This window comes from Halalkalibacter krulwichiae (assembly GCF_002109385.1).
Classification (GTDB): Bacteria; Bacillota; Bacilli; order Bacillales; family Bacillaceae_D; genus Halalkalibacter; species Halalkalibacter krulwichiae.
The window spans coordinates 3361644-3383377 of record NZ_CP020814.1; the positions used below are offsets into that span (position 1 = coordinate 3361644).

A 21734-nucleotide genomic window follows, 5' to 3' on the forward strand; every position below is an offset into this window, starting at 1 on the left:
CTCTATCGTCCTTATTCATGACGTTTTAAAAATGATTGCAAACGCTCTAACGTCCATGTATTCATGACCGTATCTGGCTTAAGCAACGCTTTTCTTGCTACACCCGTTCCATAAGACATTAACTCTAAAGATTCCTTATTATGAGCATCTGTATTAATCGCAATTTTCACTCCCGCTTCTTCTGCTTTTTTCAACCAATGTGCAGCCAAATCCAAGCGGTGAGGATTAGCATTGAGCTCCAGCGCTGTATTGGTTTTGGCGGCTAGCTCAATTAATAACTCCACGTCCACATCATAGCCATCACGACGACCAAGTATTCGACCTGTTGGATGGGCAATTAAGTCAACATGTTTGCTTTCTAGCGCAGTTGTTAATCGCTTCATAATCGTTTCACGATCTTGTTGAAATGATGAGTGAATGGCAGCAATGACAAAGTCAACCTCTTGTAGCAAGTCATCATCATAGTCAAGCGTACCATCAGGAAGAATGTCCATTTCAATCCCTGTTAAAATCGTAAAATCATCATACTTTTTATTTAACTCTCGAATCTTGGCATGTTGTTGTTTTAAGCGTTCAACACTTAATCCATTGGCTACTCGCAAGTACTTCGAATGATCAGTAATTGCAATATATTGATACCGTCTTTCGCGAGCTGCTTCAACCATCTCTTCAATCGAATGAGCTCCGTCACTCCAAGTCGTATGCATATGCAGATCACTTTTTATACATTCGTTAGTCACATAAGTAAATGATTTCTCCACTTCTCCTTGATCCTCTCGAGCCTCAGGAGGAATCCATTCGAGATTAAAGTGCGCGAAAAATTCTTCTTCTGTTGCAAACGTTTTGATTTCACCTGTTTCAACATTTTCAACGCCGTACTCACTTATTTTTTCACCGCGCTTTTTTGCAAGCTGTCTCATTTTCACATTGTGATTCTTTGATCCAGTAAAATGATGTAAAGTTGTTGCGAACTCATTCGGTTTTACAAGGCGAAAGTCGACTGATATCGGAAAGTCAATTGCGATTTCTACAGATACTTTTGTATCGCCACTAGCTATGACCTTACTAATAGAATCGAGCTCTAATAATTGATTCCTTACTTTTTCTGGTTCAGTAGTCGCAATAATAAAATCAAGGTCCTTTACCGTTTCACGCATTCTTCGTAAGCTTCCTGCTTTTGAAAAGCGTTCGACTCCGTCCATTTTAGCTAACGCCTCTTCAATCGCATCTGCCAGTGGAAGGACAACTGGCAGAGCTAATCGCTCAGGCCTTTCGCTCGCTTCTTTAATTGCGATAAGAATCTTTTCTTCTGTCTTCTTGCCAAACCCTGCTAGCTTTTGAACTTCTTTCGCTTCACAAGCTTGTTTCAAGCTTTCAATATCAACAACCTGTAATTCCTGATATAACTTGCCAATCTTCTTGCCCCTAAACTAGGGAGTTTTAATAAAGGAAGGAGACCAGCTGGCACTTCAGCTGCTAATTCTCCTAACAAAGTCGATTTACCCGATTGTTTTAACTCCATTATGACTTCCGCTGTTCCTTTGCCAATTCCTTTTAATGTAGCTGGGTTCTCGATTTCGTCTAATGTTCTTTCATCTGCTTCAAGCGCAAGGGCTGCCTTTCGATAGGCAGATATTTTAAAGGGATTATCTCCTTTAATCTCTAAATAAGTGGCAATCATCTCAAGTTGCTTAATCACATCTTTTTTGTTCATTATAATCCGTCCTTTCTTCTTTCCCCATCATACCGATACTTACTGTCTAAAATCAATTAATAAGAAAAACACAGGTATAGGAAGACGTTGAGATATTCTCAAATGTTTCTCACACTCATTCCGTTCAGTTTTCTCATTGAAAAACTTCTAGAAGCGTTAAAAAAGTCTGACCCAAATCATGTAGCTTGTTCGCACATGTTGATCAGACTTCATGTATTCACTCATTCTGTTTCCTATAGTTGATTACTAACCCATAATTGTTTCAACCACTCAGATAAAAATGGAGTATGGTTTAACATTACTTGGACGACTATAGAGCCTTGCATTGCATTTTGAACTAGATCAATTGGTAAGAGCGCCGCGACAAAAAGCAAAACAAAAATAATTAAATATGCTTCAATAAAACAAAGGATTCCTCCGAACAATTGATTGATAGATCTTAAGATTGGTAAGTGTGCAAGAAAGTCCAGCATCGATCCTAATAAATGTAGAACAATTTTTGTTCCAAAAAATAGAATAGCGAATGCAATACCTGAGTAATACACACTTTCAGCATTAAACGTATTAATAATCATCCCTACTGTACTATCCGACGAGAACTGTGGATATGGAACCCAGAGCCTAATATAGGTAGCTAATTCTCCAAAGTAGGTATATGCAACTAAAATGGCAACAACAAAACTAATGAGATGAATGACTTGGAGAATAAAACCTCTTCTTCTACCAATAAAGAAACTTGAAAATAAGATAAATAGAATGAGAAAGCTTAACATATTACTCGTCTCCTGTCGTTCTTTGTTGCTTCACTTTTTCTTTCAACTCTTCGTTTTCTTTGACTACTTTTATATAATCATCAACAATATTTACAGCTGTCAATACAGCTAAACGTGTAGTATCAAGATAAGGATTTCGTTTGCGTATTTCTCTCATCTTTTGATCAACTGTTTGAGCCACTTCCCTTACATGGGAGGGAGACTCTTGACCGACAACTGTATATTGTTGACCATATATAGAAACCGTGACCCGCTGCTTTTCGCTTCGTTTTGACACGGAGAAGCCTCCTATCTACAAGCCAAATTCTTAGCTGACATGATCTTTTAAAATTCTACATTTTATCATACCATGAAGGAAGTTTTAAGGAAACAATCGTTTAGAAGAATTTTTGGAAATGTCTTGATCGTAATCTCCATATTCTCCTACGAACACTGTATAATGAGAGAAATTCATTGTGTTAAGAAAAAAAGAAGGAATCAGTAAAGATCCCTTCTTTTTCTATTTAACATTATCCTCTTAAAGTAGCATCTACATGCTCTTCCACTGCTTTTAACACTTCGTTATGAACTTTCGTTACTTCCTCGTCCGTTAACGTTCTCTCTGGATCTAAATACGTTAGAGAGAAGGCAAGTGATTTCTTTCCTTCCTCCATATGTTCGCCTTGATATAAATCAAACAGATGAACATTCTTTAGTAGATCTCCACCAGCCCAGCGAATGACTGCCTCTACTTCTCCAGCAGAGCGATGACTGTCTACCACAAGAGCGATGTCACGAACCATCGCAGGGAACCTTGGAAGGGTTTGATATACAACCGGTGTCGCTTCATGCTTAAGTAATGTTTCTAATTGAAGCTCGTATACATAAGTCTCTTTTAAATCTAGTTCCTTTTGTTTAGATGGGTGAACTTGACCGATAAAGCCTATCTCTTCACCATTTAATTTAATAAGAGCAGTTCTTCCAGGATGTAAATCAGGTAGCGTCGCTTGTTCAAATAAAATCTCATTATCAATTCCTAGTTCACGGAATAAGTTTTCAAGGATTCCTTTTACTAAGAAGAAATCAACTTGCTTCTTCTCTCCTTGCCAGCCGTGTTCAAGCCACATCCCCGTTAAAGCACCTGCAACCATTTCTTTTTCAGTTGGTTGATTCGTTAACTTCTCTTCATCGCTTAAGAAGATTGAACCAACCTCATATACATGCACATCCTGATTTTTACGATTAACATTGTAGCTTAACACATCAAATAAGTGTGGGATCAAACTCGTACGCATCGTGCTTCGGTCTTCACTCATTGGCATCGCCAATGTTACAGGCGTATGAGTCAATTCAAAAGCAAACCCTTTTGCTTTTTCAGGATTAGTTAGAGAGTACGTAATTACTTGTGATAGACCTGAACGCTCTAGTACTCTTCGCACATGACGTCTTTTCTTTTGGTAATCCGTTAAAGCTCCTTGAATGGTTGCTCCAACTGGTAAGGTTGTCGGTATGTTGTCATAACCAAATAATCTTGCTACTTCTTCCATTAAATCTTCTTCAATTTGTATATCCCCACGACGTGATGGAATCGTAACATGTAATACCTCGTCTTCTTTTTCATACGTGAAGCCTAAACGATCCATATATGACATAGCGTCTTCTATTGAAATCGTTGTTCCAAGACGACTGTTGACACGCGTGACATCAAGGTCGACTGTAGCTAACTCATAGGAGAAGATGTCTTGTTCGACAACCCCAGAAACCACGGTTCCACCAGCTAATTCCGCGATTAACTCTGCAGCCCTTCTACCTGCTGCTAATACACGATCTTGTGCTACACCTTTTTCATATCTTGTACTCGCATCACTGCGAAGCCCTAGATCACGTGAAGCTTTACGAATGGTTGAACCTTTGAAATAGGCTGCTTCAAGTAACACAGTCGTTGTTTCCGAATGGACTTCAGAAGTCGCTCCACCCATTACACCAGCAATCGCAACAGGCTCTTTTCCATTCGTAATAACAAGGTGATCGTCTGTTAACGTGCGCTCTTGATCATCAAGAGTGACAATCGTTTCTCCATTCTTCGCTCGACGAACGACCACTTCTTTTGACCCAAAACGATCATAGTCAAAAGCATGCAATGGTTGACCATACTCAAGCAAGACATAATTAGTAATATCTACAACATTACTTATCGGACGAATTCCCGCAGCCATTAAACGATTTTGCAACCAAAGCGGAGATGGACCGACTTTTACATCTTTAATAATGATTGCGCCGTAATACGGATTGTCTTCTGTTGCTTCTACTTTTACATCAATGTAATCTGAAGCTTTTTCCTCATTTGTATGTAATTCAATCGTTGGAAGCGTAACTTCTTTTTCGTACAATGCTGCAACTTCGTACGCAACTCCTAACATATTTAAACAATCGGCACGGTTTGGAGTTAAATCAAGTTCCAATACTTCATCGTCTAAATTTAAAGCAGCAAGTGCGTCACTTCCCACTTCCACTTCATCTTGAAACACATAAATGCCTTCTGAGTACTCTTTTTGTACTAATTTGCTATCAATGCCAAGCTCTTGTAAGGAACAGATCATTCCGTGAGAAGCTTCCCCGCGTAACTTTGCTTTTTTAATTTTGAAATTGCCAGGGAGAACAGCTCCAACTTTTGCAACAGCGACATGCTGACCAGCGGCAACATTTTTAGCTCCACAAACAATTTGAACAAGCTCTTCTTCACCAATATCTACTTGGCACACATTCAATTTATCTGCATTTGGATGTTGCTGGCATTCCTTAACAAAACCAACCACAACACCAGAAATGCCTTGATTTAATTGATGGACGAAATCAATTTCAATTCCGCCTCGAGTCATCTTCTCAGCAATCTCACGAGCTGAGTGTTCTTTTACATCTACATAATCTTGTAACCACTTATATGAAACTAACATCGTAACTCCTCCTTTACACCCGTTTAAACTGTGTTAGAAAACGTACATCATTCGTATAGAAATGACGAATATCATCAATGTCATACTTTAACATTGCCAGTCGCTCAACCCCCATACCAAAAGCAAAGCCACTGTATTTAGTTGAATCAAATCCACTCATCTCTAATACTCGTGGATGAACCATTCCAGCTCCAAGCACTTCAATCCACCCAGACTGTTTACAAATGCGACAACCTTTGCCATTACACATTCCACACGAAACGTCTACTTCAACAGAAGGCTCTGTGAATGGGAAAAAGCTAGGGCGTAATCGGATCGAACGATCTTCTCCAAAGAAAGATTTGGCGAATTGTTCAAGCACCCCTTTTAAATCACTCATACGAACATGCTCATCAACATACAGCCCTTCAATTTGCATGAATTGATGAGAATGGGTTGCATCATCATCATCACGTCTGAATACTTTCCCTGGACAGATAACCTTCACAGGTCCTTTTCCTTTATGCAACTCCATCGTTCTCGCTTGTACAGGAGATGTATGCGTTCTAAGCAACAACTCTTCCGTAAAGTAAAAGGAATCTTGCATATCACGGGCAGGATGGTCTTTAGGTAAATTAAGTGCCTCAAAGTTATAGTAGTCAACTTCTACCTCAGGACCTTCTGCAACTGAGAAACCTAACCCTAAAAATGCCTCTTCTACTTCTTCGACAACAGCCGTTAATGGATGAGTAGATCCACTTGCTACAGGGCGACCTGGCAGTGTGACATCAATGCTTTCATTCGCTAATTGCTTTTCAATCGCAGCCTGCTCTAATTGCTGTTCTTTTTGTTCTACTTCTGCTTTAATCGCATCTCGAACCTCATTAGCCATTTGACCGATAAGTGGACGCTCTTCTGCTGAAAGCTTCCCCATTCCACGAAGTACTTCTGTAATTGGGCCTTTCTTTCCTAAATAAGCAACTCTAACTTCTTGTAATGCTTTTACATCTTCAGCGACAGCGACTTTTGCTAACGCTTCATCTCGCAACGCTTCTAATCGTTCACGCATTTGAATGCCTCCTTATGTAAACAAAATAAAAAAGAGCCTTCGCTCCCGCAAAAGGGACGAAGACTCGTGGTACCACCCTTAGTTAATAATGTACATAAAAATACACTTATACACTATTATCTTCATTGCTGTAACGGCTAAAACCGGAACACCTTCACAAGTCTCACTTGTGGTCCAGTGTCTGCTCCAGAGTGAATTCAGTTTCCCCTTCCATAAAAATGCTTCCAGTCTAAGGCATTTTCTCCCTGCATGGTGGCTAAAAACGTACTACTCTCTTTCGTTGCATTTGTAAAATATACATTTGATTGTTTTATTATAGAGAATGTTGGAAACAGATGCAACTCTCTTTCACCTTAACTCTTTAAATAATAGAGCAAAATCCCAGCCGCTACCGCTACGTTAAGTGATTCTGCTTCGCCATGGATCGGGATGTAAATGTTTTGATCAGTAAGCTCTAATAGGGATGGGGCAAGTCCTTCTCCTTCATTTCCCATTATTAAGGCAAATTGCTCCAGTGGCTCAACAGCTGTATAAGAACTCGCTTCTTTTAAGGCTGTTCCAAATACTGGAATCATTGCATTTTTCATTCGATTTACCCATTCTTCTAAATTGCCTTTTATAACCGGCAAATGAAAAATAGAGCCTTGAGACGCACGAATGACTTTGCTATTGAATACATCAACACTTCCCTCACCTAATATAATCCCGGTCATTCCCGCTGCATCGGCTGTTCGAATCATCGTCCCTAAATTCCCAGGATCTTGAACTCGATCTAGTAGCAAGTATTGCCCTTCTAATCTCTCTACGTCTGGCTCATTCGGTAAAATGCAAACCGCTGCAATTCCTTGTGGTGTTTCTGTTTCAGAGAGCTCTTTAAGCACTTGCTCACTTACTATAATGATATCTTCATCTTTTAATGACTGTTGATCGGCCTCCTCAGTCACAAGGACATATTCAACCATCTTTGCTTTCATTGCTTCTTCAACTAGATGATACCCTTCGACTAAGAAACGTCCAGTCGTTTCTCTACCTTTTTTCGTTTTTAATTTCTTCCAACGTTTGACATGTTCATTTTTCACTGAATCAATTCGTTTCATTCTCTACTCCTTTAATTCCTCTTTCTCATTTTATCCATCATACCCATTTTTTTCGTCATAATCCAGTCCATGCTGATGCATACTACAAATAGAAATAATTATTTCACTCACAACAAGGAGGATGACAAGATGAGTTTTAATTTACGTGGTGCGATTATGTCTAATATTAAAGGGAGCTCTGAACAAGAAGTTGAGGCAACAATTGTTGATGCGATTCAGCGAGGAGAAGAAAAAATGCTTCCAGGTTTAGGTGTACTATTCGAAGTTTATTGGAAAAACGCAAACGAGCAAGACAAAGATGCTATTTGCCAACAAATTAGTCAAGGATTGCAATAAGTAAGAGGCTGTTTCATAGTCGCTACGCGCCTTGAGATAAGGCAACGACTTCTTTTAAGGCTAAAGCTCAAAATTTCGGGGGCGTTTTAAAAGGTTAAAACTAGACCTTTTGAAACGCCCCCTTTTTTTAGTTAAAAGTTATTTTTTCAACCGTTTCTGTATCAAGCTTCTTAATTACTTCAACGATTAGTCTCACCGTGTTTTCATAATCATCACGATGCAGCATAGCTGCATGTGTATGAATATAACGAGTTGGCACTGTGATTGACAGCGCCGGAACACCGTTTGCAGTTAAATGAATGGCACCTGAATCGGTTCCTCCACCCGCCATTGCGTCAAATTGGTAAGGAATATTATGTTCATCTGCTGTATCTGTCACAAAATCACGCAAACCTTTATGAGAGACCATAGAAGCATCATATAACACGATTTGCGGCCCGTCTCCCATCTTCGCAAGTGCCTCTTTTTCTGTGACTCCAGGTGTATCCCCAGCTATTCCAACATCAACACCAAAGCCGATATCAGGTTGAATGAAATGAGCAGACGTACGCGCTCCTCTTAAACCTACTTCTTCCTGAACAGTCCCTACTCCATAAACCGTATTCGGGTGGTCTACTCCTTGAAGCTCTCTTAACACATCAATCGCAATCGCACACCCGATCCGATTATCCCATGCTTTTGCCATTAAATATTTTTCGTTTTTCATAACAGTAAATTCACAAACTGGAACGACAGAGTCACCAGGACGCACACCAAATTCCTCAGCCTCTTCTCGACTAGAAGCACCGATGTCAATAAACATATCTTTTTTATCAACTGGCTTCTTTCTTGCTTCCGGCGCTAGAATATGAGGCGGCTTCGACCCAACTACTCCAGGGATATTCCCGTTTTTCGTCATGATTGTTACACGTTGCGCTAGCATGACTTGCTCCCACCAGCCGCCAACTGTTTGAAAACGCAAAAATCCTTTATCATCAATGCTTGTCACCATAAATCCAATTTCGTCTAAGTGACCAGCAACCATAATCTTTGGTCCGTCTGCCTTTCCTGTTTTCTTGGCAACGAGGCTTCCTAAATTGTCTGTTGTGACTTCATCAGCAAATGGAGTTATGTATTTTGTCATCACATCTCGAGCTTCACGTTCATTTCCAGGAATGCCATTTGCATCTGTTAAATCTTTTAACATTTGAAGTTTTTCATCAAGTTTTGCCATCCTAATACCTCCTTAATTGTCCTTACTCATTAAGTATACAAAAAACTATTTCGTTGCTCAAATTAATCATTAATATCCTTGGTCTTGCCGTTGATGATTCACTTTATTTTTTTCTAAATACGCTTGCTCCATTTCATCATAACTAAAGCCTAGCTTAAAACCTAACGCAAAGAATGTATCCATAAATAATTGAAAATTCACGTCCGTTTGCTGTTGTTTCAGAGTATTAGCTAAGCTCAAAACTTGTAAGAAGTGCTCAGTTAATGATTCATGTTGTTCAAAAGTCTCTTTTACAGTTACCGATGTAAAACCAAGTGTCAGTCCTAAAGTTAATACAAAATGCAACCCATCGACATACTCTTCTAAAATAATCGAACGTTCAGAAGATGGTTTTCGGCTCCAATATTTAAAGCATCGGGTTTCATTGGCTAGTTCCCCTATCTCCACAATAAAAGCGAGCAATTGTTCTTGAAACATATCTCGCCCAGTCAATTCATGTTCAACCATTATTCGCTCATTCAATTGTTTTTGAATTTTAAACAGTGTTTGAATATCCATGTAAACAACCTCCTCTACCTCGTTATTATAGCGTGTTTTTCTTTAAAGTTGTCGCAAACAAAAGACACTTTTTTAAAAAAAAGTTGCAACCAACTAACTAGTTATTCGTATTACTTAATAGAAGACTTTACTTCTTTAAAGAAAATATGTCAAAATCAATATACATTCATGAAAAGTCCCTCATAAGGAGGTTATCGTATGGTGATCTTATTTAGGTTATTATTATTGATTGCTTTGTTCGTGCTTGCTTATTCTGCTTTTAAATACTTGTTTCATCCAAAAAGAAAATTAGAGCAAGCTCATGAGCGCAAGCAATTTTTTGTATTTGATGATGAAAAAGATGTTCGAAAGAATTTCCTGATTACGTACAAAGGCATCATGTTCGAGGGAGAAAAATATTTAGGAACAACCGATCAATCATTTGAAATTGTATCTATCTACTTATGGGCCAAGCACATCGATCAATTAACCGGTCTTAGCAAAGAAGATTTCCAGTTTATTACAGACGACATCCACTTACGCTATCCCAATGCTAAGATCGAGTGGAAAAGTCCAATAAAAGAATTGCTGAAAAAATAGAACGTTCAATTTAACATAACGAACTCTTGCTTCCTCCGTTTATTTCACCTTAGCTAATGGCTAGCAAAAAAGGTGTGTACCACAGGTCTATTTTGACCCATTGGTACACACCTTTTTTATTTATATCAGTCATTCTAATTCCTATAATATTTCTAAACCGCATTTATGTTTTCTTCACTGCAAAAAAATCATTCCACCTAATATTCGTACGCTTTTTTCTAAAAAAGAGAAATAGAATCGCTAGAAGAATGGCTAATAGTAACGTTCCAACTAAGGGAAGTTCGTGAATCATATCCCCTAAAGCTGTGTATACAATAGCTGGCGGAATGCTGACAAAAAAAGAATATTTTGAATAAGTTTTTATATCTTTTGTTTTTTCAATTAAATACAAGGAAACAATATGAAAATGAACAAATGGCATCAATCTCATAATCATCATTTGCGGAATTGTAAGCTGCCTAGTTTTTAATATTCGTTGTTTTACTTTTGATAGTTTCTCTCTCATGCTTGGAAAAATAAATATTAATCCGTAAAAAACAACACTTACAGCAGTGAGGCCTATGACAGAGTATATGGCTCCATAAAGCGTTCCAAATAAATAGCCGCCTAAAAGACAAATGACCAAAACAGGGATAAAAAACACTTGTCTAAAAACATGGAGCATGACAAAAAAGAACGGAGCCAACCAACCACTTTGTTCAATGAACTGCATTGAACTCTCTATAAATCCCTCCTCCATGCTCTTGCCTCCCCTCTCTCTTATTAATCTATGCTGAGACAACCTGTAAGATGAAGATGAGTACCGCTATTTGGGCAAAAAGGATAATTGGGATTCCTATTGTAAAGCTTTTATGCTTTGTTTTGTGACGAAAAGCTCTCATTCCTACATAAATCCCGAGACTTCCTCCAAAAAATGCTAATAAGAACAACGTTTTCTCTCTTATCCTTCTTTGCCTTTTTTTCGCTCGGGCCTTGTCCATTCCCATTATCACGTATGCTAGTAAATTAACTGCAAACAAATAGACAGTTAGAATCATGATAGAATCCCCCAATTATCCTTTTTAGTAAGGACCTAAACCTATATAAAAAAGCGCGACAAATGCCGCGCTTTTATTATTTATGCATTAAGGCTTGCTTTTGCTTTTTCAGCAAGTTGTGCAAATGACTTTTCGTCAGTTACGGCAAGTTCAGCAAGCATTTTACGGTTAACATTGATTTCAGCAAGCTTTAATCCGTGCATGAAACGGCTGTAAGAAAGACCATTTACACGAGCAGCTGCGTTGATACGTGTGATCCATAATTTACGGAAGTCACGTTTTTTGTTGCGACGATCACGGTAAGCATAAAGTAATGACTTCATTACCTGACCTTGTGCAGATTTAAATAATGTATGTTTTGAACCGTAATAACCTTTAGCTAACTTTAGAACTTTTTTACGACGACGACGAGCGACATAACCGCCTTTTACTCTTGGCATCGAAGTTCCCTCCTTCTATCAAACGATCAATTATTTTTTGTACGTTAACATTGAGCGGATACGCTTGAAATCACCAGAATGAACCATTCCAGCTTTGCGTAGCTTACGCTTTTGCTTTTGTGATTTGTTACCGAATAAGTGACTAGTGAATGCGTGTGCGCGCTTTAGCTTCCCAGAACCAGTCTTTTTGAAACGCTTAGCAGCACCACGGTGAGTTTTCATTTTTGGCATAACTCAGGTCCTCCTTTAATCTTGTTACATAGCTTAAGATATTACTTTTCAGCAGCTTTAGGTGCGAGCATTAAGAACATGCTGCGCCCTTCCATCTTAGGCATTGATTCAACAACTGCAATATCTTCACATTCTTTTGCAAGACGCTCAAGTACTTTCCGTCCAATTTGAGAGTGAGTAATAGCACGTCCACGGAAGCGGATCGCAACTTTTACTTTATCTCCTTTTTCAAGAAACTTACGAGCGTTGCGAAGCTTTGTATTAAAATCATTGTCTTCAATCGTTGGGCTTAAACGAACCTCTTTAACATTGATGACTTTTTGATTTTTACGAGCTTCTTTTTCTTTCTTTTGTTGTTCATAACGGAATTTTCCGTAGTCCATAATACGACACACAGGTGGTTTCGCATTTGGAGCAACACATACTAAATCAAGGTTTACATTACTCGCCATCTCAAGAGCTTCTTGCTTTGACTTAACGCCGATTTGATCACCGTTTGCTCCAATAAGACGTACTTCGCGTGCACGAATCCCTTCATTGACCAACATGTCTTTACTAATAGTGAGCCACCTCCAAAGGATTTTAACGAACCAAAGCAATTTTTCCGCATCGCCAATGTATTACACTAGCATATTGCACCTCATTTAAGTACAAAAAAAGTGCGGGCGCAATACGCCCACACTAATTCCATTTATCCAAAAATGAAACGTTTTTACCTGTAAACTGCATATAGCGTCATCAGGTGAGAAGCGGGCGCTTCTTCTTGCTTTGTTTCTAATGTTTAATTGTTTACTAAACGACTATAACATACCCACTGAAAGGTGTCAAATCCTTTTTAGTGCTCGACCTATATTATTTTAACTCCTAACCTTCTAGAAAGCAATGACTTATTTTCATAAAGTTAGATAGAGGTTTTTCCAAATACGGAAAAAACCGATATTCTCGAGATTTTCCCCACCAGGTAAAGATCGACCTGGCGGTAGCATTTTCAATGAAGCGACGATGGCTTCTCTCGCTGCGCGTCTTTTTGAGAAGTTCGCTCAAAAAGACTTAAAACCTTGCAGCGGCTCCGTTCATCGCTTCGAGATTTTCCCCACCAGGTAAAGATCGACCTGGCGGTAGCATTTTCAATGAAGCGACGATGGCTTCTCTCGCTGCGCGTCTTTTTGAGAAGTTCGCTCAAAAAGACTTAAAACCTTGCAGCGGCTCCGCTCATCGCTTCGAGATTTTCCCCACCAGGTAAAGATCGACCTGGTGGGGAAAATCTCTTTTACTTTCTAGCTTCTGTACTCATTTGGGTTACAAAGTCTTTAAGTGGGACAGATGTTGAGTCTTGTTCGCCGTATTTGCGGATGTTGACTGCTTCTGCTTCCATTTCTTTGTCTCCTAGGACAAGCATGTATGGGATTTTTTGCATTTGTGCTTCTCGGATTTTGTAGCCTAGCTTTTCGTCTCTTTCATCGATTTCAACACGTACTCCTACAGCTTGTAAGCTTTCTTGTACCTTTTTTGCGTACTCAAGATGTACATCGTTTGATACAGGGATGATTTGTGTTTGAATTGGAGCTAACCAAGTTGGGAATGCTCCTTTATACTCTTCAAGTAAGAAGGCAACGAAACGTTCCATCGTTGAAACAACACCGCGGTGTACAACGACTGGACGATGCTGTTGACCATCTTCCCCAACATACGTTAAATCAAAGCGCTCTGGAAGCAAGAAATCTAATTGCACCGTTGATAACGTCTCTTCTTTTCCAAGAGCTGTTTTCACTTGAACATCAAGTTTCGGACCATAGAATGCTGCTTCTCCCTCAGCTTCGTAATACTCAATATCACCAAGCTCATTCATCGCTTCACGTAGCATGCCTTGCGCCTTTTCCCACATGGCATCATCATCAAAATATTTTTCTTTGTCTTCAGGATCACGGTAAGAGAGACGTAATTTATAATCTTCAATGCCAAAGTCTTTGTAAACTTCTTGAATCAAATGAACGACTCGTATAAACTCTTCCTTAATTTGATCAGGACGACAGAAAATGTGAGCATCATTTAAAGTCATTCCGCGCACTCGTTGTAAACCAGAAACAGCACCAGACATCTCATAACGATGCATCATTCCAAGTTCAGCAATACGAAGCGGTAATTGACGATAACTTCTCATATCCTGCTTATATACCATCATATGATGCGGACAGTTCATTGGACGTAAAACGAATTCTTCATTGTCACGTTCCATTACAGGGAACATATCATCTTTATAGTGCTCCCAATGTCCAGATGTTTTATAAAGTTCAGAGCTTCCTAAAATCGGTGTATAAACATGTTGATATCCTAGTCTTTCCTCTTTATCTACAATGTAACGCTCGATAATACGGCGAACTGTAGCACCTTTTGGAAGCCACAATGGCAAACCTTGCCCAACTTTTTGTGATAAAGCGAAGATCCCTAATTCTTTCCCTAACTTACGATGATCACGCTCTTTCGCCTCTTCTAATAGACGAAGGTGCTCTTTTAGATCCTCTTTGTTGAAAAACGCCGTTCCATAAATACGTTGAAGCATCTTGTTCTTACTATCTCCACGCCAATAAGCACCGGCTAGGCTCAACAATTTAAATTCTTTAATTTTATTTGTTGACGGAATATGAACACCACGACACAAGTCAAAGAATTCCCCTTGCTCATAAATCGTCAGCATTTCCCCTTCTGGTATAGCTTCGATCAGTTCAAGTTTGTATTCGTCACCTATTTCTTTGTATTTCGCAATCGCATCTTCACGTGAAACTTCAATCCGTTTCACTTCAAGATTTTCAGAAATGATTTTCTTCATTTCTTTCTCGATTTTCGGTAAGTCTTCAGGCGTTAACGACTCTTCAGAATCGATATCGTAGTAAAAACCGCCTTCAATGACTGGTCCTACCCTAACTTCACATCTTTATAAAGTCGTTTAATCGCTTGTGCCATTACGTGAGCTGTGCTATGACGTACAATTTCTAATGCTTCTTCTGAGTCAGGTGTCACAATTGCAATTGATCCATCCTCTGTAATTGGTGTACGTAGATCAATTACTGTATCATTTAATTTTCCAGCGATTGCCTTTTTCTTTAATCCAGGGCTAATCGATGCAGCGATGTCTTCTGTCGTCGTTCCACTTGGAAACTCCTTTACAGCACCATCTGGAAACGTAATTTTTACATCGGCCATACTGTCCACTCCTTCAAAAAATATAATAAAAAACACCCATCCCTCCATATAGAAGGGACGAGTGTAATTCGTGGTTCCACCCTTGTTCAAGACTGCTCAGGCTGAGTAGTCTCCTCAAGATACAAATATAACGGCTGCATACCGGCGTCAGATATTCCACTAATGTGTTTCCCAAACGCAGTTCAGAGGTGGTAAGAACGTTACTCAAGTTAGGAAGCTCCCAGCCATACTTCCCTCTCTGTAAACTGATGTATACGTCTCATGTCCTCGTCAAGACTCTTAGTTCTATTCACTATGATATGTAGTATTATATTGAGCCTCGTAAAGAAATGCAAGTGGAATTGAAAAGTTTAATTAGATTCTTGCTCATATGCTTTTAGCGGGTAAAGTTTCATTCTCTCTTGAAAAATGGCTTGTATCGATAACACCACACCATGATCTGGATCATCTGTAAAGACATGAACAATTTGCGGAACCATACTCACTAATGGACTAATGACCATTTCGTCAATATCAACCTCTTGTTCAAAAACAAGGTCGTCTTGCAAATAAAACAATAGTTCCTCCCTCGTCAGTCTTCGAAAATGTTCATCATAAAATGTGAATTGACCATCATGAACAACATATACAACATTAAGATTAGCCGGTGAATACTGAACATACTGTCTGAAATCTTCAATCATATTTTGATATTCTTGTTCAAGCATATACTCATCAATTGCCATCTCTACACAGTCAATTAAAATCTCACCATAATCTTTTAATCTAAATGTTAGAAACGGTTCATAGTAAAACGTTGTTTCTTCTTCTAAATGCTTTGCAAATGCATCATAGATATAGGCCCTTCTGTTAAAGAACGGCTTCATTTGTGGTAAATCATTACGGTCTCCCTCTAAAATGGATTTAGCAATCGTTAAGATCTGTTGTTGTTCATCTTCATCTGTAAAATAAAACATCGTCTCAATAATATCTAACAACCATAAATCTTCCTTAGTACTTATCACATAATCAGTTAAAACAGATGCGAGCAAAGGATGAAAGGAATCATAAAAATCGATATGCTTATGTTCATAGTTGAGGATTATCGTGTCTTCCCCTTCAGCTTTTACTGCTCCACCTAAGCCATAGGCAGCGTACTTTTGGATATACGCCGTTAGCTGACGAAACAGCTGCTTGCAATCTTGTTCCGTTTCAAAATGGATTGCTATCAACGCTAACTCCCCTTACATATACAAACACCTCTATAGGTACATATGGATGAATTTGATTCGTCTTAGACAGGCTCTACTTCCATCCTATGATTTGCTTTGGAAAACATGATAAGAAAATCAGTCGTTTTTGCTTTTATGCTTCAAGCTTGACCGTTTTCAATGTTCTTCTCCCTCTATTTTTATACAATATGCCATCTTGGATTAGCGATAAACGGTCCAAAAGATTAAAGCAACAACCTTTGAAAATTGAAAATAAGAACAAAAAAAAGACCTGCCACTGGCAAGTCTCTTATCATTCTATTAATTTTGCATAACGAAGTCTTTCGCTGCCGTTTCCTTATCGTCAAATACACGGAGAGTTTCGTACTTCGTATTACGTTGAGCTGGAATCTTGCCAGCTTCACGGATCAAACGAAGGATTTCATTCGTGTTCACTTTATGAGTTGTTCCAGCTGCTGAGACAACATTTTCTTCCATCATTGTACTTCCGAAATCATTACATCCATATTCAAGAGATAACTTACCGACTTCAGGACCCATCGTTACCCAAGAAGATTGAAAGTTTTCAATATTATCTAAGAAAAGACGAGAGATCGCAACATTTTTTAAATAATCGCGCGGTGTTAACTTTTTCGTTTTGTACATACCCGTATTCTCCGGCTGGAATAACCATGAGATAAAAGCAGTAAAACAATTTGTTTCATCTTGAGCATCACGAATGCGCTGTAAATGAAGAGCACGTTCTTCAAAAGACTCTCCAAATCCAATAACCATCGTTGCCGAACCAAACATACCTACTCTTTTAGATGCCTTCATCGCTTCAATCCATTGCTCCCAAGTAATTTTCAAGCGACTCACACGCAATCTTGTTTCCTCCGTTAATATTTCAGCTCCGCCTCCAGGCATACTATCAAGTCCAGCTTCATGTAATGAACGTAGAACTTCTTCTACTGACAACCCAGAAACTTCAGCAATCTTCCAGACTTCAGCAGGGGAGAACGAGTGCATCCAAATATCCGGATAACGCTTTTTAATGTTTGCGAGCAAATCTGTATAATAACTTAAAGGCAGATCCGGGTTCGTACCACCTTGCATTAAGATTTCCGTTCCATTAACATCAAGCGTCTCTTCAATCTTCTTATAAATAACATCGTCACTAAGTACATACCCTTCTTTATGGCCAGGCTTTCGATAAAATGCACAAAAACGACAATACGTATCACAAAAGTTCGTATAATTCACATTACGACCAATGACAAAAGTTGTAATGGGTTCTGGGTGCCACTTTTTCATTACTTCATTTGCAGCTGCGCCCATTTTTTCAACTTCATCACTTTCATAAAGAGCAATTGCATCTTCCATTTGCAGGCGTTCACCGTTTAGCGCACGTTCTAATATCGCATCAATGCTCATGTTGTAACCCTCCGCAATCTATCAAAATTCAATACTCTCATCCTATCATAGTTGCTTCAATCCGCAAAGCAAAGACATTCCAATTGGAAAAAAGTTCAATTTACCGTATTCGACGATTTGCACCTTCCACTGTTACAAAAGTAGTAAAGTGTTTGATACGCTCCATTATTCTCTTTGCTTTTAGCTCTTCAATTCCCCCACGTTCTGAATAAGCTAAATGTTCTTCTAATTCTTCATAATCATAGTTTGATGTAAACAAGGTTGGTAATTTCTCTAGCATTCGATGTTGTAATATAGCCCCAAGTACATCATCTCTTATCCAACCTGAAATAGTCTCTGCACCAATGTCATCAAGAATCAACACTTCAGCTCGCTTGACCGTGTCTAACTTTTCTTGAAAAGTGCCGTTAGAGATAGATGATTTCATCTCTCTGAAAAAGTCAGGTGTATACACAATGTACGTTTCAATTCCTCGATCTCTTAACTCATTAGCTACCGCACCCATTAAATACGTTTTTCCAACACCAAATTTCCCGTAAAAATATAAACCTTGACCGTCTTCTCCTGGATTCGCTTGAAGAGCAAAAGCTAAAGCTTTCCTGCTTGCCTCTTCCCGTTCATGATCCCGATCAAGCTGATCAAATGTTGCTCCCAAAATGTCTTTAGGAACATAAAACGATTGAATGAGTTGACGCTTTTTCTGATCATGATCTTGTTGCTTCTTTAAGTCACATGGCTGATAGCTGAGGTCAAGTGCTTTACCAGCGATTATTAACTCTGGTTGATATCCCTTCATCATATTGGGGCAACGAGATAAGCCAGGACAATTTTGACAGTTATGAAGCTCCTTTTGCAGCTCGTAAAGCTTAATCAAGCCTTTCTCAAAGGTTTCTTCCGTTACAGGAACATTCTTAAGTGCCTTTTGCACAATTGGATCTGCAAGGAGCGATGCCTTGGCATCGTTTAACCTCTGTTGGAATGTATCATTATCTTGTGTCCATTGTTTCAACGATGATTGGATTGACTCCATTCATTACACCTCTCCTCTTTGTTCCTTATTTTTTCTCCGCTTTTCAAGCATTTCTTCAAAGCTCATTTCCCCAGGCGTCACAGCATCGTTATTCTTTTTATCTATTGGAGGGGTCTCATTATTAGGTTGATTTTGATTATCTTTTTCTTTCTCAGCCAGAAGCCACTTAGGTAGTTTATCACGCTTAGGCTGATGATTGCTTCTGGTCGTTTTTTTATTATAGGCTACATTTGTTTTCTTCGATTGTTGATTTGCTTTTCCTTGTTCATGTAGAGCAAGCTGCATCGCTTCTTGCACTGTCTTAACCTTTTTTCGCGACCAATGTCCAGCAACTTTATCAATCAATGCCTTAGACAATTTCATATCTTGACTCCATAACATAAAGTCAAGTAACACATTCACAACACCAGGTAACAATTGATGATCAACTAATAAAGATTCAACAATCTTCGCATCAGCGGCCGCTACTTTTCCACCCCCTGAACGAATTTCAAGCAAAGTTAAGGGCGGGGTTGTCTCATAAAATTTAATAGCACGTTCTTCCTCTGTTGCAGGCTCTTGATTTTGCATGGTTTGATAAGCGGCAGGATGCTGCTGTAATCCTAAGCTAGGTGGTTCATTTCCATGTTCAATCTTATACCACTCTTGAACCTTCCTTCTTAGTTCATCTGCATCTAATTTGTCATCATGTATAAGTGCTTGCTGGACTACACTGGCCATTTCCAATGGTTCAATCCGGTACACAAAAGCCAATCTTCCAATTAATGTTTTAACCTCTGCTGTAAATACCTCTGTTGGCACAATAAAAGACGATACACTTTTTTCAAGCAGATCAAAATCAAAAGATTGATTTTCAAATGAAAACGATTCATGTTCACTATTAAGCAGTTGCTTTCCAGATTCAACACGAAGTGCACTTCCTGTCTCCGACTTTAAATTTGAAACCATCTCTGAGTGATGCAAGGATGCAAACACTTCATCAAAACCATAAGTGAGTTCAGTAAACTCCTCTGTCTCTATTTGATCTAATGTAAATCGATCACGTAACTGACGATATTGATTTTTTCCTAGTCTGTTAAATAAATACACACTCAGGACATCATTTTCAAAAAACTGCTTTGGTGTCATAGGAGGCTGTATTTCATATAAATAAATGGTTTCGCCATCTTCTTCCTTACGTTTAAACGTTCGAAGCAATCCGATACCCTCTAACTTCTTCCGTTCCTCAAAGATCACTTCGAGAGGAGCACCTAGCAACAACATCAATTGCCTATGCGTCTGCTCGTCACTCCAATATTCGTCTTTCTCCAACTGTGCTACTAATGTTAAGTAAAGGCTATGTGCAACTGCTCCAATTAGAGGTTGATATAATAATGTTAACGTTAGACGATCTATATCTGTTATATAATGGCTTGTCCTAATTGTAAATCGATCAACGGGCAGCAGTTCTTTCCAATGCCATGTCATCTCTAAGTCCTCCTCTCTTCACAGACTTTCAGCGTAAAAAGAGCTTGCAGCGATCTCACGCCTTAAGCTCTTTTCTCAACTCTTATTCATTAATTCTGTCAATTCCTTTATAAATACATTAATGTCTTTAAACTGACGGTAAACTGATGCAAAACGTACATAAGCCACATCATCTATATTGGCTAAACGTTCCATAACTAGCTCACCGACATCATGACTCATTACTTCATTTTTCCCTAAACCGCGAAGTTCACGCTCAACATCATTTACAATTTTCTCAAGAGTTTCCAATGATACTGGTCTTTTCTCACAGGCACGAATTAATCCTCGAAGGATTTTATCTTGACTAAACTCTTGTCGTGTTCCATCTTTTTTCACAACGATTAAAGGTATTTCTTCAACCATCTCAAACGTTGTAAAACGATGACTACACTCTTCACATTCTCTCCTTCTACGAATCGAACGTCCTTCATGACTTGGTCTTGAATCAAGTACTCGAGTTCCATTATGATGACAGGCTGGACATAGCATTCGATCATCTCCACTTTCCGTAACGTACTCAGGATCCCTTTTATTTTATCATATAGAAAAATAAAAGGTCTGACAAGATAACGATATTTGTCAATGTTTAGCGAATACTCACTACCTATATCATATCATATTGAGCCTTACTTAAGGGAGTAAAAAACAAATCGCAAAAAGAGGTTAACTCTATATGCTTATATTCTCCTTCTCATTAACATGGGTAAGAGTAAGCACACTTATTAGAGTCAACCTCTTCTATCTCACTTATAATGCTTGTACTTTTGATTTTCCAACTTTAACCGGTCCCATTCCTCTAGGCACTTCAATCACTTCACTATTTGTTGCACCTAATGACTCGGTAATATGGTTTGCTGCTATATTCGGGTCAAGATCTCCACAAGTATAGACATCAATACTTGCATATCCATGTTCCGGGAAACTATGAATCGTTAGATGTGATTCAGAAATGATTACAACTCCACTTACTCCATGAGGAGCAAACTTGTGAAATGCAACCTCTCTTACTTCTGCTCCCGATTTCAAAGCAGCATCAACAAATACTTGTTCAATATAGCTCATATTATTCAACTTTTCCACGTTACATCCCCAAAGTTCTGCAATTACGTGACGACCCATTGTGTCCATAAGTTGAATCCCCCTTTACAAAAAGTATCATGCCTTCTCAAGCATGTAGGAAAGTTCAATTACACGGGGGAAAGTTAGTCCAGAGAGGTCCTAACCCTTTCTGTAAAGAAACAATTCCTGGTTTGCTTTAATTGAAGTTCACGAAAATCAGTATACTTAATTTGCTATTTGATTGCAACAGTTAGTAAAAAACTTTTTCTCCCGTTAAATGAAACAGTCATCCAAGGTAATAACCCCCTTCCCTGGATGACTTGCAATCAAACATGTTATGAGAACAACAATT

Annotated in this window: 20 protein-coding genes, 2 pseudogenes and 2 other annotated features; of the genes and pseudogenes, 2 read left to right on the forward strand and 20 right to left on the reverse strand. The window is 38.8% G+C overall.

Annotation, left to right across the window (positions count from 1 at the left end; all coding sequences use genetic code 11):
• Positions 1 to 11 precede the first annotated feature (11 nt).
• The 6 genes and pseudogenes from polX to BkAM31D_RS16985 all read right to left on the reverse strand — a co-directional run bounded on the left by polX (position 12) and on the right by BkAM31D_RS16985 (position 7565).
• Positions 12 to 1720: pseudogene (gene polX / locus BkAM31D_RS16960) on the reverse strand (DNA polymerase/3'-5' exonuclease PolX).
• Between the two features lie 227 nt (positions 1721 to 1947).
• Complete coding sequence (locus BkAM31D_RS16965) at positions 1948 to 2487, reverse strand: CvpA family protein (protein ID WP_066153329.1); 540 nt, start codon at positions 2485 to 2487, stop codon at positions 1948 to 1950.
• Between the two features lies 1 nt (position 2488).
• Positions 2489 to 2779: a cell division protein ZapA gene (gene zapA / locus BkAM31D_RS16970; RefSeq protein WP_371807208.1), complete on the reverse strand. Its 291-nt coding sequence runs from the start codon at positions 2777 to 2779 to the stop codon at positions 2489 to 2491.
• A 217-nt stretch (positions 2780 to 2996) separates the two neighbouring features.
• Positions 2997 to 5420: a phenylalanine--tRNA ligase subunit beta gene (gene pheT, locus BkAM31D_RS16975; RefSeq protein WP_066153335.1), complete on the reverse strand. Its 2424-nt coding sequence runs from the start codon at positions 5418 to 5420 to the stop codon at positions 2997 to 2999.
• A 13-nt stretch (positions 5421 to 5433) separates the two neighbouring features.
• Positions 5434 to 6468 (reverse strand): phenylalanine--tRNA ligase subunit alpha, encoded by a 1035-nt coding sequence (pheS, locus tag BkAM31D_RS16980; protein ID WP_066153338.1) that lies wholly within the window; start codon positions 6466 to 6468, stop codon positions 5434 to 5436.
• A 49-nt stretch (positions 6469 to 6517) separates the two neighbouring features.
• Positions 6518 to 6758, reverse strand: a binding site (T-box leader).
• Between the two features lie 63 nt (positions 6759 to 6821).
• Positions 6822 to 7565, reverse strand: coding sequence for a TrmH family RNA methyltransferase (locus tag BkAM31D_RS16985; protein ID WP_066153341.1), 744 nt, complete (start codon positions 7563 to 7565; stop codon positions 6822 to 6824).
• 129 nt (positions 7566 to 7694) lie between these two features.
• On the opposite strand from BkAM31D_RS16985, the gene sspI reads away from it, so the two are divergent.
• Positions 7695 to 7901, forward strand: coding sequence for a small acid-soluble spore protein SspI (gene sspI / locus BkAM31D_RS16990; RefSeq protein WP_066153344.1), 207 nt, complete (start codon positions 7695 to 7697; stop codon positions 7899 to 7901).
• 127 nt (positions 7902 to 8028) lie between these two features.
• On the opposite strand, the gene BkAM31D_RS16995 is transcribed toward sspI, so the two are convergent.
• Positions 8029 to 9114 carry a M42 family metallopeptidase gene (locus BkAM31D_RS16995; RefSeq protein WP_066153346.1) on the reverse strand — a complete coding sequence of 362 codons (1086 nt, stop codon included), beginning with the start codon at positions 9112 to 9114 and terminating at the stop codon, positions 8029 to 8031.
• Positions 9115 to 9183: 69 nt separating this feature from the next.
• Positions 9184 to 9672: a dUTP diphosphatase gene (locus BkAM31D_RS17000; RefSeq protein WP_066153349.1), complete on the reverse strand. Its 489-nt coding sequence runs from the start codon at positions 9670 to 9672 to the stop codon at positions 9184 to 9186.
• Between the two features lie 198 nt (positions 9673 to 9870).
• Here BkAM31D_RS17000 and BkAM31D_RS17005 point away from each other — a divergent pair, with 198 nt between their 5' ends.
• Positions 9871 to 10251, forward strand: a complete 381-nt coding sequence (locus BkAM31D_RS17005) for a sigma-w pathway protein ysdB (RefSeq protein WP_066153352.1) — start codon at positions 9871 to 9873, stop codon at positions 10249 to 10251.
• A 163-nt stretch (positions 10252 to 10414) separates the two neighbouring features.
• Here BkAM31D_RS17005 and BkAM31D_RS17010 read toward each other — a convergent pair whose 3' ends face one another.
• The 12 genes and pseudogenes from BkAM31D_RS17010 to speD form a co-directional block, all read right to left on the reverse strand.
• On the reverse strand, positions 10415 to 10990 hold the full coding sequence (locus tag BkAM31D_RS17010; protein ID WP_066153355.1) for a TVP38/TMEM64 family protein: 576 nt from the start codon (positions 10988 to 10990) through the stop codon (positions 10415 to 10417).
• Positions 10991 to 11018: 28 nt separating this feature from the next.
• Positions 11019 to 11288 carry a DUF1294 domain-containing protein gene (locus BkAM31D_RS17015; protein ID WP_066153357.1) on the reverse strand — a complete coding sequence of 90 codons (270 nt, stop codon included), beginning with the start codon at positions 11286 to 11288 and terminating at the stop codon, positions 11019 to 11021.
• A gap of 80 nt (positions 11289 to 11368) precedes the next feature.
• Positions 11369 to 11728, reverse strand: a complete 360-nt coding sequence (gene rplT / locus BkAM31D_RS17020) for a 50S ribosomal protein L20 (RefSeq protein WP_066153360.1) — start codon at positions 11726 to 11728, stop codon at positions 11369 to 11371.
• Positions 11729 to 11758: 30 nt separating this feature from the next.
• Positions 11759 to 11959 carry a 50S ribosomal protein L35 gene (gene rpmI / locus BkAM31D_RS17025; RefSeq protein WP_066153364.1) on the reverse strand — a complete coding sequence of 67 codons (201 nt, stop codon included), beginning with the start codon at positions 11957 to 11959 and terminating at the stop codon, positions 11759 to 11761.
• A gap of 41 nt (positions 11960 to 12000) precedes the next feature.
• A complete protein-coding gene (infC, locus tag BkAM31D_RS17030) occupies positions 12001 to 12507 on the reverse strand; it encodes a translation initiation factor IF-3 (RefSeq protein ID WP_066153369.1) in 507 nt (168 codons plus the stop codon).
• Between the two features lie 99 nt (positions 12508 to 12606).
• Positions 12607 to 12730, reverse strand: a sequence feature (ribosomal protein L20 leader region).
• A gap of 499 nt (positions 12731 to 13229) precedes the next feature.
• Positions 13230 to 15160, reverse strand: a pseudogene (gene thrS, locus BkAM31D_RS17035) (threonine--tRNA ligase).
• A 350-nt stretch (positions 15161 to 15510) separates the two neighbouring features.
• Positions 15511 to 16371, reverse strand: coding sequence for a putative sporulation protein YtxC (ytxC, locus tag BkAM31D_RS17040; RefSeq protein ID WP_066153376.1), 861 nt, complete (start codon positions 16369 to 16371; stop codon positions 15511 to 15513).
• 300 nt (positions 16372 to 16671) lie between these two features.
• A complete protein-coding gene (gene mqnC / locus BkAM31D_RS17045; protein ID WP_066153379.1) occupies positions 16672 to 17784 on the reverse strand; it encodes a cyclic dehypoxanthinyl futalosine synthase in 1113 nt (370 codons plus the stop codon).
• A gap of 100 nt (positions 17785 to 17884) precedes the next feature.
• Positions 17885 to 18814, reverse strand: coding sequence for a primosomal protein DnaI (gene dnaI / locus BkAM31D_RS17050; RefSeq protein ID WP_066153383.1), 930 nt, complete (start codon positions 18812 to 18814; stop codon positions 17885 to 17887).
• Between the two features lie 3 nt (positions 18815 to 18817).
• Positions 18818 to 20281 (reverse strand): replication initiation and membrane attachment family protein, encoded by a 1464-nt coding sequence (locus BkAM31D_RS17055; RefSeq protein WP_066153386.1) that lies wholly within the window; start codon positions 20279 to 20281, stop codon positions 18818 to 18820.
• Between the two features lie 75 nt (positions 20282 to 20356).
• Positions 20357 to 20812 carry a transcriptional regulator NrdR gene (gene nrdR / locus BkAM31D_RS17060; RefSeq protein ID WP_066153388.1) on the reverse strand — a complete coding sequence of 152 codons (456 nt, stop codon included), beginning with the start codon at positions 20810 to 20812 and terminating at the stop codon, positions 20357 to 20359.
• 258 nt (positions 20813 to 21070) lie between these two features.
• Positions 21071 to 21451, reverse strand: a complete 381-nt coding sequence (speD, locus tag BkAM31D_RS17065) for an adenosylmethionine decarboxylase (protein WP_066153391.1) — start codon at positions 21449 to 21451, stop codon at positions 21071 to 21073.
• Positions 21452 to 21734 lie beyond the last annotated feature (283 nt).

Excerpts from the sequence above, each read along its gene's own strand:
- BkAM31D_RS16965 (WP_066153329.1), bottom strand. The coding sequence starts at position 2,487 with ATGTTAAGCTTTCTCATTCTATTTATCTTATTTTCAAGTTTCTTTATT.
- pheT (WP_066153335.1), bottom strand. The coding sequence starts at position 5,420 with ATGTTAGTTTCATATAAGTGGTTACAAGATTATGTAGATGTAAAAGAA.
- pheS (WP_066153338.1), bottom strand. The coding sequence starts at position 6,468 with ATGCGTGAACGATTAGAAGCGTTGCGAGATGAAGCGTTAGCAAAAGTC.
- BkAM31D_RS16985 (WP_066153341.1), bottom strand. The coding sequence starts at position 7,565 with ATGAAACGAATTGATTCAGTGAAAAATGAACATGTCAAACGTTGGAAG.
- sspI (WP_066153344.1), top strand. The coding sequence starts at position 7,695 with ATGAGTTTTAATTTACGTGGTGCGATTATGTCTAATATTAAAGGGAGC.
- BkAM31D_RS16995 (WP_066153346.1), bottom strand. The coding sequence starts at position 9,114 with ATGGCAAAACTTGATGAAAAACTTCAAATGTTAAAAGATTTAACAGAT.
- BkAM31D_RS17000 (WP_066153349.1), bottom strand. The coding sequence starts at position 9,672 with ATGGATATTCAAACACTGTTTAAAATTCAAAAACAATTGAATGAGCGA.
- BkAM31D_RS17005 (WP_066153352.1), top strand. The coding sequence starts at position 9,871 with ATGGTGATCTTATTTAGGTTATTATTATTGATTGCTTTGTTCGTGCTT.
- BkAM31D_RS17010 (WP_066153355.1), bottom strand. The coding sequence starts at position 10,990 with ATGGAGGAGGGATTTATAGAGAGTTCAATGCAGTTCATTGAACAAAGT.
- BkAM31D_RS17015 (WP_066153357.1), bottom strand. The coding sequence starts at position 11,288 with ATGATTCTAACTGTCTATTTGTTTGCAGTTAATTTACTAGCATACGTG.
- rplT (WP_066153360.1), bottom strand. The coding sequence starts at position 11,728 with ATGCCAAGAGTAAAAGGCGGTTATGTCGCTCGTCGTCGTCGTAAAAAA.
- rpmI (WP_066153364.1), bottom strand. The coding sequence starts at position 11,959 with ATGCCAAAAATGAAAACTCACCGTGGTGCTGCTAAGCGTTTCAAAAAG.
- infC (WP_066153369.1), bottom strand. The coding sequence starts at position 12,507 with ATGTTGGTCAATGAAGGGATTCGTGCACGCGAAGTACGTCTTATTGGA.
- mqnC (WP_066153379.1), bottom strand. The coding sequence starts at position 17,784 with ATGAGCATTGATGCGATATTAGAACGTGCGCTAAACGGTGAACGCCTG.
- dnaI (WP_066153383.1), bottom strand. The coding sequence starts at position 18,814 with ATGGAGTCAATCCAATCATCGTTGAAACAATGGACACAAGATAATGAT.
- BkAM31D_RS17055 (WP_066153386.1), bottom strand. The coding sequence starts at position 20,281 with ATGACATGGCATTGGAAAGAACTGCTGCCCGTTGATCGATTTACAATT.
- nrdR (WP_066153388.1), bottom strand. The coding sequence starts at position 20,812 with ATGCTATGTCCAGCCTGTCATCATAATGGAACTCGAGTACTTGATTCA.
- speD (WP_066153391.1), bottom strand. The coding sequence starts at position 21,451 with ATGGACACAATGGGTCGTCACGTAATTGCAGAACTTTGGGGATGTAAC.